This window comes from Bacillus cereus group sp. MYBK5-2 (assembly GCF_051915685.1).
GTDB lineage: Bacteria > Bacillota > Bacilli > Bacillales > Bacillaceae_G > Bacillus_A > Bacillus_A cereus.
On sequence record NZ_JBQAFE010000002.1, the window covers coordinates 780,989 to 795,023 of the forward strand.

Here is a 14,035-nt window from a genome sequence, read left to right on the forward strand (position 1 = left end):
TGTTACAGTGCACCAGGCGCAATCCACATATGTGAGGTGAGCCCTTTATCAGCTAAAGCGAGCTGACTGTCATATACAGTTTTCCATGTTTCATAGAACTCTTTATATAGTTCGTGATTTTCAGTAACTGGTTCGAATGTTTGCTCCCACTGTACAAACTCTTCGGCAGTTTCTTCCATAGATGAATATATGCCAGCACCAACTCCAGCAGCAATCGCAGTTCCTAAAGCAGCTGCTTCTTTCACAACAGGTACTTTTACAGGAATACCGAGTACGTCTGATAGAATTTGTGGCCATAGTTTTCCTTTAGCGGCACCGCCAGCAAAAATAACTTCAGAAGGGAATGTGCCAGTTAGATTTTTTATTAATTTTAAGTTTCCAAGTGTAATGAAGGCTGCATTTTCTTCAATAGCACGAAACAGTTCTTTTTTTCCGCATTTGTCAGCGTCTAAACTTAAATTTAAAAAAGAAGGTGCGGCATGACGCCAAGAAATGTAGTTCATAACGTTTGAAAAAGTAGGGATAATGCCATGTGAACCGACAGGTACGTCTTTCGCTTGTTCTTCTAGTAATTCATAAGCATCTACACCGAGTTTATCAGCAAGTTTCTTTTCTTCTTGGCAAAAAGCGTCTCGAAACCAGCGCATAACGAGACCTGGGAAAAAGGCGATTGTTTCATATTGCCATAGGTTCGGAACAACGTGACAATTTACTCGAATCGCAGCATGTGGATCTGTTATTGGCTCAGTAACATTCACTTCTTGTTGCCAAAAGCTCCCCCCGCATATTAACGTTTGATTCGGTTTCACGATTCCTGTTCCGAGCGATGCCATTTGAGCATCTCCACCCCCGGCGACGACAGGAATCCCTTCACGTAATCCAGTTAATGCTGCACACTCTTTTGTAACGTTGCCAATTACTGTACCAGCTTCATTTACTGTTGGTGAAAATGGCAAAGATAGGCCGCACTCCTTAGCGACATCGTTATCCCACACTCTATTTTGTAAGTCAAAAATACCTGACGTGCATCCGTTTGAGGGATCGATTTGTAGTACGCCGCTTAGTTTATATAAAATCCAATCGTTTAACATTGTAAAAGAGTGAATATTATTATAGACGTCGGGTTCATGTTTTTTTATCCAGAGTAGGCGTGGTAAAGCACCTAATGAAAAAGTTTGACCAGACTTTGTATATAAATCTTTTTCAAGATGTGACCGAATTTCTTTTAATTCACTAACTTCGACGGATGCGCGCCCATCAACATTTGCACACGCCCATATTTCTTGCCCATCTTGATCATATAAAACAAATCCTTCTCGCATACTTGTAGCGCTAATAGCAAGAATAGAAGAGGCAGGAGTGTTGCTTTTTTGAAGCACCTCTTTCGTACATTCTTGTACTAGCTTCCAATTTTCTACTACATCAAAGTTCATAGAGCCTGGATAACGAAGGTCAGATTTGTGAATCCATTCTTTTTGACTTACTGCAATTTGATTACCATGTAAATCAAAAAGAACTGCTCGAATGCTCCCTGTACCAGCATCGAAAGCTAATAAATGGGACATTAACAATCACCATCCTTTCGTAATAAGGAGAGGGCAGTTTCCTCATCGGTAATTAATGAATGAATAAACTTTCCTTTTAAGGCACCATAAATTGCATCTATCTTTTCAGTACCTCCAGCAACACCGACGACATGCTTCATATTGCGCAAAATAGAGAGGGGCGTGCCAATTAGACGATTGTGATGCGAGAGCTCTAATAAATCGCCATTTGTATTATAAAACTGTCCTAAAATATCGCCAGCACCGTTTTGACTACGAATATATGTCATCTCACATAGTGTTAATTTTTCTTCTTTTACAATCGTAGCGTCTTGAGATAATCCCCCAATACCGACAACAGCCGTATGAGCAAGTGAAGCGACTTGAAGCATATCTTTTACGCTCGGTTCTGATAGAATACTTTGTGCCATTTCGGTTGTAGACGCTAGAAACGGCGTAGGGATAATGTGAAGTTCGCCTTGCATGTAGTGTAAATAGTTTTGTTTTCTCGGGAGATAGTGATTTACCCCGCCTGTGAGCGTTACGATTGAAAGGTTGATAGAACTTTCAAAATGAATGTTTTCTAGCATTTTGCTAATTGTTTCTCCCCAGCCAATACCGAGTAAATCGCCTTGCTGGAGATGAGTTTCTAAATATTGTGCAGCAGCTTTTCCGAGAGAAGCGTGATAATTGTTTACTGGGGTAGGGATAATAAAAGCATCTTTTAAGTGGAATTTTTTCATTAGGTCACGCTCAATACTTAAACAGTGCAAACCAGTCCCTTTTACGTGAAATGTAACGATACCTTCACTCCGCGCTTTATCTAATAACCGGACGACTTTATTTCTTGAAATATGAAGAAGTGACGCGATCTCCTGTTGTGTTAATTGGTCTTTATAATAGTACCAAGCTACTTTAGTTAATAAATTTTCTTCAAAGTTTAGCTGAGTCATACTCTTCATCCCTTTCAACAATTGACCACAGCTTAAACATATGTACCATATATTTTGTTTATTCCAGTTGAAACGATTAATAGTACGTAGAAAAAAGTGTTCTAGATATAAAAAAAGGAATATACAATGCTACAAAACAAGTAGAACAAATAATCATTTTCTCAAAAAATGTTCTGGATAAAGGCAGGTGACATCATGTGGAGAACGTACCTTTATTACAAGTAAAGAAAATGAGTAAGGTGTTTTTAAATCAACTTGTATTAAAAGAAGTGAACTTACAAGTAGAGCGCGGAGATATATACGCTTTAGTGGGGGGAAATGGCGCCGGGAAATCAACATTAATGAAAATATTAACAGGGTTATATTCGTATGATGATGGAGAGATGTATGTAAAAGGAATGAAGCAACAGTTTTCAAATCCATCAGAAGCACACCGAAAAGGTATTTATTTAATACCGCAAGAACCACTCATTTTTCCGCATATGACTATTGAAGAAAATATGTGTATCGGGTTAAAAGAAAAGAAAAAGAAACTAAAAGTACAGATTCAGCAATTGATTAGCAGCTTAGGATGGGATATTGACCTTAATAAACTAGGAGGAGCATTATCGATTGCGCAACAACAGTTAGTAGAAATCGTTAGAGGATTAATAAGAGAAGCTGAGATTCTTATTCTAGATGAGCCAACATCGACATTAACAACACACGAAATTAAGAGTCTTTTTGTGTTGATGAAAAGTTTACAAGAAAAAGGAATCGGGATGATTTATATTACACATCGTTTTCCAGAAATCTTTGAAATTGCCAACAAAGTAGCAATACTACGTGATGGAATGGTTGTAAGCCAAGGTGATGTATGTGACTATACATATGACATGCTGATGGAGGGACTATTGCCAAAAGGATATAAACAGAAAGAGAAAATAGAAGTAGTTCAAGAGACAGTAAAGACGAAAAAAATATTAGAAGTGGTTGATATAAATGGTCACGCATTCGAGAATATATCATTCACTGTACATGCGGGTGAGGTTGTAGGTGTTGCTGGCATTATAGGATCTGGCAGAACGGAATTAGCAGAAGCGATATTTGGATTGAAAACTATAAAATCAGGGTCTATCTTATTGGGTGGAAAATCAATTGATACGTGTTCTTTGCATAAAAGGCTAGACGAAGGACTAGTTTATGTGCCAGAGGATAGGGCGAGAAATGGAATTTTCTCAATTGCTTCTGTTAAAGAAAATATTACAGCAGCAAGTTTATATCAAAATAATCGCTTTTTTATAAATCAAGAAAAAGAAAGCGCTTTAGTTAATTCGTTTATAGAACAGTTCCGAATTGTTGTACAGAATATGAATAAAGAACTGGCATCTTTATCAGGAGGTAATCAGCAGAAGGTCGTGCTTGCGAAGTATCTTGCATGTAATCCTAAAATTATTATTCTTGATGAGCCGACTCGCGGAATTGATGCGAAAGCAAGGCTTGAAGTGTATGAGACGATAAAAAAAATGAAAAGGGAAGGACTCGCAATTTTATTAATCTCTTCAGATGTTGAAGAAATTGTCCAATTAGTAAACCGTGTATATGTAATGAGAAATGGGCGATTTGTTTCTCATATGGAAAAAGAACAACTGAGTGTGAATGAAGTTACGCGCCTTGCATACGGAGGTGTAGCGGAATGAAACATATATTAAAAATGCATGAAACGTCTATCATACTGTTACTACTAATTTATATAGCTATTGTAGGAATGATAAACCCTAGTTTTATTCAATTTAACTCGTTATCTTTACTGATGAAATCAAGCGTTATTTTAGTCGTGCTAGCAATCGGTCAATCGTTCGTCTTATTTACGAAAAATATAGATGTATCAGTTGGTTCAAGCATGGGGCTAAGTGCAGCAGTTTGCGGAATGATGTTAACGAATGGGTATAGTGCATTCTTGTCGATATTTGTAGCTATTATACTTGGAGCCATTATCGGTTTCGTAAATGGTATTGGAGTTGCGAAGTTTCGGGTACCAGCCATTATTATGACATTAGGCATGTTAGGAATTATTAGAGGTACAATGTTAATTTTCACAGGCGGGAAGTGGATTGAAGATATTCCAAACGATTTTAAGCAGCTGTCATCTATCATCATTCTTGGTTTACCTATAACTGTATGGTTCGTTCTTATTATTTTACTACTACTATACTTCTTTTTAAGAAAAGTGCCATTGGGAAGATACTTTTATGCGGTAGGTGATAATGAAGATGGCGCGAGGCTTATTGGTATACCTGTAAATAAAGTGAAGATATATGCGTTTATGATTTCAGGCATAAGCGCTGCGCTCGCTGGTTGCATATTTGTTATGAATATCGGTTTCGTGCCAAATCAAACAGGTACAGGATTAGAATTACAAGTAATCGCAGCCGCTGTACTAGGAGGAATTCATTTAAAAGGAGGAACAGGATCTTTATTTGGAGCTGCATTAGGAGCGTTATTTTTAGAAACAATAAGTAGCTCACTCGTCTTTTTAAAAATACCAGCATTTTGGAATAATGCTATTTCAGGTTTTTTATTATTACTTATCATCATATTAGATAGTGTTATGAAAAAGTGGAAGGCAGAAAGGAGGATGAATCTATGAAGTATGTATATAGATGGGAAGGGGTTCTAATTGTATTACTTCTTGTAGAATTCATCCTTTTTAGTTTAATAAATAGTGATTTCTTAAATATTAGTAATCTCCTTTTTAGTACAAATGATTTTCTATTTATCGCAATTGCGGCGATACCAATGACTTTTGTTATAGTAACAGGAGGAATTGATGTATCGATCGGCTCAATAATGGGGCTCACTTCAATCTTAATCGGTGTACTTTGGATGAACGGAATACCTATTTTGTTTGCTGTTATAATCGCCCTAATAATTAGTTGTTTAGCAGGCGCTTTAAACGGACTCATTATAAAAATGACGGATGTAGAACCACTCGTCGTTACACTCGGAACGATGTTTTTATACGGGGGAATTGCCCTCGTCATTTCAGGAGGGGCAGGTGCTTCTGGGTACGAAGGAATAAGCGGTTTACCTGACACATTTGTACAACTGGCAAACGGTAGTTTTATAGGAATACCGAATTTATTATGGCTACTGATCGTATTAACAGTTTTATGTACTGTATTATTTCACCGAACTATATACGGGCGCCATGTAAAATTAACAGGTGCGAACGAAAATGCAGCAAAATACACCGGGATTAAAACGAAAAAAGTAGTCATTATTGCTTACATACTTTCAGGGTTAGGAGGTGGATTAGGAGGCGCTTTCTTAACTGCCTACTTCGGTTCCGCACGTGCTGATATGGGAAGTGAAACAATTTTACCAATCATTACAGCAGTCGTCTTAGGCGGTACACTTATTACAGGCGGAAAAGGAAGCATTATTGGTACTGTACTGGCGAGTATTTTCATTGGGCTCATGCAGTATGGCTTGCAAATGACGGGTTTAACAAATGAACAATCCAATGTAGTAATAGGTATTATCCTTATTCTTTCAGTTATTATGAGACATTTCAAATTACATCAATTCTTAGCGGAGAAAAGAAAGAATTTGCATAAGGGGGAAATGTCATGAAGAGAAAACTGGGGATTGTATTGATTGTATGTATTTGTTTAATCGGTTTAATTGCGTGTTCTAGCCAAACGGCAGATAAGAAAAAGGTTGATGATGTGAAATTTGCATTTATTCCGAAATTAACAGGAGTTGGTTTCTTCACATCGGGTGGTGAAGGGGCAAAAGAGATGGGAGATAAGTTAGGCGTGCAAGTGAAGTATGATGGACCGTCTGAAGCGAGTGTTTCAGGGCAAGTTAAATATATAAACAATTTCATTAATCAAAACTATGATGCGATTATGGTTTCATCTACGTCAGTGGATGGGTTATCCCAATCACTGCAACGTGCTAAGAAAAAAGGGATGACGGTGTTAACATGGGATTCTGATGTGAATCCGAAAGACCGTTCCTTTTATATCAGCCAAGGAACACCAGACCAACTTGCTAATTTATTAATAGAAATGACTTCAAAGCAAATTGGAGATAAAGGAAAAGTAGCCTTCTTTTATTCTAGCCCGACAGTAACGGATCAAAACCAATGGGTAACGAAAGCGAAAGAAATTATTAAAAAGAAATATCCGAACTGGGAAATTGTAACGACGCAGTACGGTGAAAATAATGCGCAAAAGTCTTTGTCAGTAGGAGAGAATATTTTAAAAACGTATCCTGATATTAATGCAGTCATTTGTCCAGATGCAACGGCACTTCCGGCAATGGCACAAGCAGCTGAAAATTTAAAAATGGATAAAAAGGTTGTCGTAACTGGCTTCTCTACACCAAACGTTATGCGTGATTACGTAAAACGAGGAACAGTAGCACAATTTGGTTTATGGGATGTAAAACAACAAGGTGCTCTCGCAACGTATGTAGCAAATGAAATTGTTGTAAAAGGGAAGAAGTTAAAAGTAGGGGATAGCTTCGAAGTAAAAGGAATTGGAAAAGTGAAGGTAGAGCCAAACTCCATTCAAGGATATGATTATGAGGCAGAAGGGAATGGAATTATCGTATTACCAGAACGAGTTGTATTTACGAAAGATAATATTGATAAGTATAATTTTTAGTAGACAAAAAAACGTCCGAATATATCGGACGTTTTTTTATTTCTTCATTAATTATGAACAGTTTCTTTTTCGTTTAATCCAAGTGTACGACCAGTAGAAGTGTGAAGATCTTGGAACAATCTTGGATTTTCAGTTAGTGAAATGCCATATGAAGGAATCATTTCTTTTATTTTTTCTTCCCATTCTATCATGCGGCTTGGGAAACATTTTTCTAATACTTCAAGCATGACGTGAACAGCAGTAGAAGCACCTGGTGATGCGCCTAGTAATGCGGCGATTGAGCCGTCAGCTGCACTTACTACTTCTGTACCAAATTGAAGTGTCCCTTTACCGCCAGCATCAGTATCTTTAATTACTTGTACACGTTGCCCAGCAACTACAATATCCCAATCTTCACTTTTCGCGTTCGGAATGAATTCGCGTAATTCTTCCATACGTTTTTCATGTGATAACATAACTTGCTGAATTAAGTATTTTGTAAGTCCCATTTCTTTTACACCAGCGGCTAACATCGTTAAGACGTTATTCGGTTTTACAGAACCGATTAAGTCAAGATTTGAACCTGTTTTTAAGAATTTAGGTGAGAAGCCTGCGAATGGTCCAAACAGTAAAGCTTTTTTATTGTCTATATATCTCGTATCTAGATGAGGTACAGACATTGGCGGAGCACCAACCTTAGCTTTACCGTACACTTTCGCATGATGTTGCTCTACAACTTTTTGGTTTTTACATACCATAAATAGTCCACTTACCGGGAATCCACCGATATGTTTTGATTCAGGGATACCAGTCTTTTGAAGTAGAGGTAGGCTACCGCCACCGCCGCCAATAAAGACGAATTTAGCAGTATGATGCTCAATTTTACCACTATTCATATCGTGTACTTTTACTTCCCACAAACCATTTTTCGTGCGCTTAATATTTTCGACACTATGCTTGTAGTTTAGCTCGACATTTTTTGTTTTTAAGTAATCAAACAACATACGTGTTAATGCACCGAAGTTAACATCTGTTCCAGAGTCAATCTTCGTTGCCGCCATCGGTTCATTAGATGTGCGGCCTTCCATAATGAGTGGAAGCCATTTTTTTAATGTTTCAGGAGCATCAGAAAATTCCATTCCTTGAAACAGTGGATTTTTTGAAAGCGCTTCAAAACGGTTTTTTAGAAACTCAACATTTTTTTCCCCTTGTACTAAACTCATATGAGGTAGTGGCATAATAAAATCTTGTGGATTACGAATTAATTTGCTCTTTACAAGATATGCCCAAAATTGTCTTGAAAGCTGGAATTGCTCATTCACTTTTACAGCCTTACTAATATCTATAGATCCGTCAGCTTTTTCGGAAGTATAGTTCAGTTCGCATAGCGCAGAATGCCCTGTACCTGCATTATTCCATTCGTTAGAGCTTTCTTCCCCGGCACTTGCGAGTTTTTCAAAAACTTTAATTTCCCATTCTGGTGCTAATTCTTTTAGTAATGAGCCTAACGTTGCACTCATAATTCCTGCACCAATTAAGATAACGTCTGTTTTTTGCTGCATGTTGCTCATGATAATCTCTCCATCCCCTATATTGGCAAAAAAGTGTAGGTGTTTTCTATGTCTAAGCCGTAAAAGAGAAACACCGCCTAGGCCCCACCTAGTTGTATACCTTTTTTGTCTCAATTATATAACCATCTCATACTCTATTATAATAATTAATAGACTAAAATATCTAGTGTTATCTGATAATTTTAAACTATTTAACGTTTTATTCGCTAAAAATCTTATTTAACAAGCTCTTTTAAGGTGATAAATAGAAAAAAATTACAGTTTGAAATTATCTCGAAAAAGCTTACGTATCCTTAAGTGACTAAATCGAGTACCTTTTTATGGAATTATTCTTTCTGTAATGGTAAGATTATTCTGAAAAATAAAAAGGAGGGACTCTAATGTGTACAAAAGAGCAAATTTCAAACTTATTTCGAAACTTTTCAATAAAGGAATGTAAAGGGTCAAGTGATTTATATGAATATTTATCAATGAAAATTGCTGAAGATGAGGAAGTACTTACACTATCGTCCTATGCTCAGGTAGGTCAACCAGTCCCAAACTTACTATTAGGTGCAGTACATTATTTATTGTTAGCAGGGAAAGAACATCATTTAAAAACGTATTATAGTAGTTTAGTTGAAAATGCTGATACAAATTTAGATAAAGCTTTTAATCATTTTAAAGATTTCTGTAAAGAGTACCGAGAAGAAATCATTACTTTGTTACAAACGAAACTCGTTCAAACAAATGAAGTAAGACGGTGCGCATACTTATACCCAAGTTTCTGCTACATATTTAACAAAGTGAAGAAGCCGTTAGCGTTAATTGAAATTGGGACAAGTTCTGGGTTGCAACTGTTCTGGGACCAATATAGTTATTCGTACGGGACGGATGAAATGTACGGAAATATAAATTCAAATGTGCATGTAACTTCTGAAATAAGAGGGACGAATGTGCCGCATTTTCTAAAAGAAAGCCCATCTGTCGTAGAAAGAATTGGACTGGACTTACATGTGAATGATTTACATAATAAGGAAGATTATTTATGGTTACGTGCTTTAATTTGGCCAGAACATAAAGAAAGGCTTGAGATGTTTGATCAAGCTGCATCTTTAGTGAAAAATGAATCTGTCCAATTAATAGAAGGAGACGGTGTAGAGCTATTATCATCTATTATTGAACAAATAAGTGAAGAAGCTGTTATTTGTATTTTCCATACACATGTTGCAAATCAAATACCAGAACAAGTAAAACATAAGTTAGAAAAACAAATACAAGAAATTGGCGCAAAACGTGATGTATTCCACCTGTATAACAACATGTGGGATCGTGACCTTCATATTGATTATTATATTAACGGAAACGAATATCGTGAAACGGTTGGAGAAACAGAAGGGCACGGGAGATGGTTTAGCTGGAAGATTGGAAATGAGACGCTTATTTAGATTAATAGGGGCGCCCTCACTTGTAAAAGATGGGTCCATAGGCTCAAGCATTGACTAAATGGTTAAGGAATAAATGTATTAGTAACATACAAAAAATGCTTCGGAGAAATCCTAAGCATTTTTTGAATTACATTTAAACCCCATAATGGATCATGTACTTCTGTTCTGCTGCAGCTTGTACAATTTTTGAAGCTAACTCATTCAGCTCATCAGATTTTCTGAAGAACTTTGAGGATGTAACTGTTTCATAGAAAATTGCTAATGATTCAGGCGGGATAATTGTAATACCACAATAAGCTAAACCGTATTTCTGATTTTTGACTGTATGGAAGTAGGTTTTCATAATTGATAAATTTTGATTTAAACTACTGATAATATCATCATCAACAGATATACAATGATGTTTCTCTGGTGTATAATCTTCGTAATTTTTTTGAGAAGTAAAATCGTCAATTATTCCAAAATCATGGACACATGCCATCATTATCATCCTTTCAACTTTAATAAAGTGAGTTCTATTAAAGTAAAATCGTCATTTTGTTTACGTGTAATAGAAATGATTATGTAGTTCATTAGTATAGTACTTCATAAAATATCTTCGTTTCTTCTTCGTGAAGACAGTTTACTTATCGGTAAACTCATCGGGAGCCCAAGTGGCGATTTCATTCCCAGGTGCAGCGACTACAAGCCATTGCTCACATAGGACACCAGCTTGCCAACATTCATAATAATCATGAAAACCATTTAAAAAAATAATTTGTCCACTCTCTAATGTAATAATTAAATGAGGGCTTTCTAAGCCAAGTTGTATATCGGTAACTTTTTGTCTTCTTATCTTACATATTCTTTCATATTCTTCTTTCTCAGAATAAACTTCAAATTCATCTTCATTTAATGGGTAGCTTTTTTGAGGTTTATTAAATAAACACCATTTGGATTCGATATTGATATATAATTGTCCGTCATAATCAACTGAGTCGTGAAAGTTTGTGAAATGAATCTTTATAGCGCCTGGAGAAATACCAAATTGTAATCCATCAACTTGTGATCCGATGAATAGATTTTTTAACACTTTTTCAGCGTGAATTTTATCCTCTGTATTCATTATTGAATTCCTCCTTTTCATAAAAATATACCTTATATTTTTATTGTAATAAATAAATTTTCATGTAAAATGAACCTTTTGTGAAAAACGAGCGAATATAGTGTGAAGGATTATGAGAGGGGAACGGAGCTTTGGATGAAGTACAATTAAAAGAATGGCTATATAAACGAAAGTATGTTATCTAAAAAAGACCTTGAGAAAGTGTTACTTTCGATTGTTGAATAGATATTTAGTAAAAGAAGCAACTAATAATTATATTATGTAAACTCTTTTTGTAAAACACCCATAAAAAAATGGATGTTTTATATTTTGATATATTAGGTGGAATATATAGTTTAAAAAAGCGGAATACTTTGCGGAAAGTTAAAAACATTTTTCGGATCGTATTTCGCTTTTACTTTCATTAATCGGTCAAAGCTGCAACTGAAGTATGCATCTGGCCAATTTTTAATGGAAAGGTCAGGTGTATTAACGTAGACACCCTTTGTAAAGGGGAGCATTGCCAAGCGGAAATCTTCAACCCATCGAATACTTCCACCAGCACCTTCTGATTGCCCCCAAGTAGCAAATATTGGCATGTTTGATAGTGCTTTTCGGTAAAAGTAAGCAGTTGCCTCATTTGGCACCTCAACAACAGCACCGCCTAATCTGTGGAAAAATACGGAGGTGGTGGAAAAGGGTAAGTTAAATCGTAATTTCTATTTGATTGCCTTCTGGATCGCCTATTACACTTTCATAATAGCCATCTCCAGTAAAACGTGGTCCATTTAATAAAGGATAACCAGCATCTTTTATCACCTTTGTTAGTTCATTCACACGTTCTTCACTACCGACAGAAAAAGCCATATGAGTATAGCCGGTTATGTTTAAATTAGGCTTATTTTCAATCCCTTTTTTACGCATAAGTTCAAGTCTTGCTCCAGATTCGAACGTAATAAAATAAGATTCAAATTGTTTCGTTTTATTATGATATAAAGAGTTTGCTTTACCATTAAAGTATTTCATATAAAAATCACGCATACATTCTAAGTCATTTACCCAAATTGCAATATGTTCAATTTTCATAGGTTTCACCAATCCTATCTGTATCAATTAGGCTTCCACTGTATTAAACTTGCATTTGCATTGCAACAATTTTGCTTCGCTATTAAAGCTAGTTGTTAATTTTTGATTATGTACGTACATACAATATGTAATTAAGTGAATGACCATCATAGTAATTACAGAAAAGGGTGAATGAAGCATATGAATCAATTTGAGCAAATGATGTACGTTGGTGTCATCATGTCTATTGTACTATCCGTAATGATTTTAGGGTCCTTATATTATAATCCTCGACTTTCGTTAACTGATTATCCGAAAGATATTCAAAAAGTAGTTTTTCCAAAATCGATTCATGAAAAAAAGCAAACCATTTATTTTAATATTGTATATAATACTATTCTTTTCGGTACTCCTTTCCTTTCTACATATATACTACATAAGCATGAAAAGTTAATGTATATGGATGCCTATTTACACACTTTTGGTATTTTAATGATTTGCAATTTAGTAGATTTACTTATAATTGATTGGCTAATTTTTTGCTGGATTACTCCAAGGTTTGTTGTGATTCCTAGTACGGAAGGTATGAAAGGATATAAAGATTATAAGTTTCATTTAAGAGGGGCTATTGTCGCTACTCAAATTTTAGCAATCGTAAGTTTATTTTTGGCGGGAATTGCCACAACTATTTAGTGTGAAGAAGGGCATGGAGCTTTTATAAAAGATAAGGAGATTTATAATATATAGAATTAGAAATGAGAATTTGATAGTATTGGAGTAAGGAGTTTTAATAACAGTATATTAAACAATATTAATATACTGTTGCAAATGTTTTGATATTATGTAAAATTATACAATTTTACGGAGGCATTTGATAAAATTCAAAAAAATTTAATGGAGGCTAATATGAAAAAAGTAATTGGCGCAGCAACAGCAACTGTTTTTGGATTGGGAGCGTTTACCACAACTGCTACCGCAGAAACAATCGTAACAGCAGATGTACTTAACGTACGTGAAAAACCGACTACAGAATCAAAAGTGGTCGAAAAAGTAAAGAATGGGCAAGAATTAAAAGTCATAAATACCGAAGATGGCTGGTCAAAAATTGAGTTGAATGGTAAAGAAGTGTTTGTAAGTTCGGAGTTTACAAAAGATGTATATCATGTAACGGCGAATTTGTTAAATGTACGTACTGAAGCAAACACAGATTCAGAAATTCTTGGCAGACTAAAAAAAGATGATGTAATTGAATCAACGCATCAAGTAAAAGACGGATGGTTGCAATTTGAGTATAAAGGAAAAACTGCTTATGCAAACGTTTCTTTCCTATCAAGTACAGCACCAACTGAAAAGAAAACTGAAGAGAAAACGAAGCAAGTAGCGAAAGTACAAAAATCAGTTAAAGAAAAGAAAGAAGTAAAGACGCAGAAAGTAGCAAAAGCGAAAGAAACAACGAAAGCACAAGAAATAGTAAAGCCTAAAGAAGAGGCAAAAGTAGTAAAAGTTAAAGAAGAAGAGAAAGCGCAAGAAATAGTAAAACCTAAAGAAGAGGCAAAAATTAAAGAAGAAGTAAAAGTTAAAGAAGAAGAGAAAGCGCAAGAAATAGTAAAGGCTAAAGAAGAAGTAAAATCTAAAGAAGAAGAGAAAGCGCAAGAAATAGTAAAGGCTAAAGAAGAAGTAAAAGTTAAAGAAGAAGTAAAAGCAAAAGAAATAGCAAAAGCTAAAGAAGAAGAAAAAGCAAGAGAAATAGCAAAAGC

At 35.5% G+C, this 14,035-nt stretch carries 14 protein-coding genes; 7 read left to right on the forward strand and 7 right to left on the reverse strand.

Annotated features, from left to right (window positions below):
- Positions 1–2: 2 nt before the first annotated feature.
- Together lsrK and ACTFP3_RS12185 are read right to left on the reverse strand one after the other, a co-directional pair.
- Positions 3–1,565 carry an autoinducer-2 kinase gene (gene lsrK / locus ACTFP3_RS12180; RefSeq protein WP_000018810.1) on the reverse strand — a complete coding sequence of 521 codons (1,563 nt, stop codon included), beginning with the start codon at positions 1,563–1,565 and terminating at the stop codon, positions 3–5.
- A complete protein-coding gene (locus ACTFP3_RS12185; RefSeq protein WP_326036646.1) occupies positions 1,565–2,497 on the reverse strand; it encodes a sugar-binding transcriptional regulator in 933 nt (310 codons plus the stop codon). The genes lsrK and ACTFP3_RS12185 overlap by 1 nt, the downstream gene beginning before the upstream one ends.
- A 197-nt stretch (positions 2,498–2,694) precedes the next feature.
- On the opposite strand from ACTFP3_RS12185, the gene ACTFP3_RS12190 reads away from it, so the two are divergent.
- From ACTFP3_RS12190 to lsrB, 4 genes are read left to right on the forward strand one after another with little or no spacing between them, the layout of a single operon-like run.
- The gene (locus ACTFP3_RS12190) at positions 2,695–4,176 is read left to right on the forward strand and encodes a sugar ABC transporter ATP-binding protein (protein ID WP_440010608.1); all 1,482 of its coding nucleotides are present in this window, start codon (positions 2,695–2,697) and stop codon (positions 4,174–4,176) included.
- The gene (locus ACTFP3_RS12195) at positions 4,173–5,126 is read left to right on the forward strand and encodes an ABC transporter permease subunit (RefSeq protein ID WP_000680557.1); all 954 of its coding nucleotides are present in this window, start codon (positions 4,173–4,175) and stop codon (positions 5,124–5,126) included. The genes ACTFP3_RS12190 and ACTFP3_RS12195 overlap by 4 nt, the downstream gene beginning before the upstream one ends.
- Entirely contained in the window at positions 5,123–6,112 is a 990-nt protein-coding gene (locus ACTFP3_RS12200) for an ABC transporter permease subunit (RefSeq protein WP_326036643.1), read from the forward strand. Before ACTFP3_RS12195 ends, ACTFP3_RS12200 begins: the two co-directional genes overlap by 4 nt.
- Positions 6,109–7,152 carry an autoinducer 2 ABC transporter substrate-binding protein LsrB gene (gene lsrB, locus ACTFP3_RS12205; RefSeq protein ID WP_000823660.1) on the forward strand — a complete coding sequence of 348 codons (1,044 nt, stop codon included), beginning with the start codon at positions 6,109–6,111 and terminating at the stop codon, positions 7,150–7,152. Before ACTFP3_RS12200 ends, lsrB begins: the two co-directional genes overlap by 4 nt.
- 47 nt (positions 7,153–7,199) lie before the next feature.
- Here the strand turns inward: lsrB and ACTFP3_RS12210 are convergent, their stop codons facing one another.
- Positions 7,200–8,702 carry a malate:quinone oxidoreductase gene (locus tag ACTFP3_RS12210; protein WP_000069137.1) on the reverse strand — a complete coding sequence of 501 codons (1,503 nt, stop codon included), beginning with the start codon at positions 8,700–8,702 and terminating at the stop codon, positions 7,200–7,202.
- Between the two features lie 380 nt (positions 8,703–9,082).
- Between ACTFP3_RS12210 and ACTFP3_RS12215 the strand changes: the two genes are divergently transcribed.
- Positions 9,083–10,129 (forward strand): DUF2332 domain-containing protein, encoded by a 1,047-nt coding sequence (locus ACTFP3_RS12215; RefSeq protein ID WP_000337441.1) that lies wholly within the window; start codon positions 9,083–9,085, stop codon positions 10,127–10,129.
- 133 nt (positions 10,130–10,262) lie between these two features.
- Here the strand turns inward: ACTFP3_RS12215 and ACTFP3_RS12220 are convergent, their stop codons facing one another.
- The 4 genes from ACTFP3_RS12220 to ACTFP3_RS12235 form a co-directional block, all read right to left on the reverse strand.
- On the reverse strand, positions 10,263–10,613 hold the full coding sequence (locus ACTFP3_RS12220; RefSeq protein ID WP_440010614.1) for a short-chain dehydrogenase: 351 nt from the start codon (positions 10,611–10,613) through the stop codon (positions 10,263–10,265).
- A gap of 138 nt (positions 10,614–10,751) precedes the next feature.
- Entirely contained in the window at positions 10,752–11,234 is a 483-nt protein-coding gene (locus ACTFP3_RS12225) for a hypothetical protein (protein ID WP_001090913.1), read from the reverse strand.
- Positions 11,235–11,569: 335 nt separating this feature from the next.
- Positions 11,570–11,860, reverse strand: a complete 291-nt coding sequence (locus ACTFP3_RS12230) for a BBE domain-containing protein (protein WP_033695889.1) — start codon at positions 11,858–11,860, stop codon at positions 11,570–11,572.
- Between the two features lie 58 nt (positions 11,861–11,918).
- Positions 11,919–12,299 carry a VOC family protein gene (locus ACTFP3_RS12235; RefSeq protein WP_000687535.1) on the reverse strand — a complete coding sequence of 127 codons (381 nt, stop codon included), beginning with the start codon at positions 12,297–12,299 and terminating at the stop codon, positions 11,919–11,921.
- Between the two features lie 180 nt (positions 12,300–12,479).
- Between ACTFP3_RS12235 and ACTFP3_RS12240 the strand changes: the two genes are divergently transcribed.
- Both ACTFP3_RS12240 and ACTFP3_RS12245 read left to right on the forward strand, forming a co-directional pair.
- Complete coding sequence (locus tag ACTFP3_RS12240) at positions 12,480–12,971, forward strand: hypothetical protein (RefSeq protein ID WP_001071242.1); 492 nt, start codon at positions 12,480–12,482, stop codon at positions 12,969–12,971.
- 213 nt (positions 12,972–13,184) lie between these two features.
- Positions 13,185–14,035 (forward strand): SH3 domain-containing protein (locus ACTFP3_RS12245; protein ID WP_440010619.1); only part of this gene is annotated, 851 nt, incomplete at its 3' end.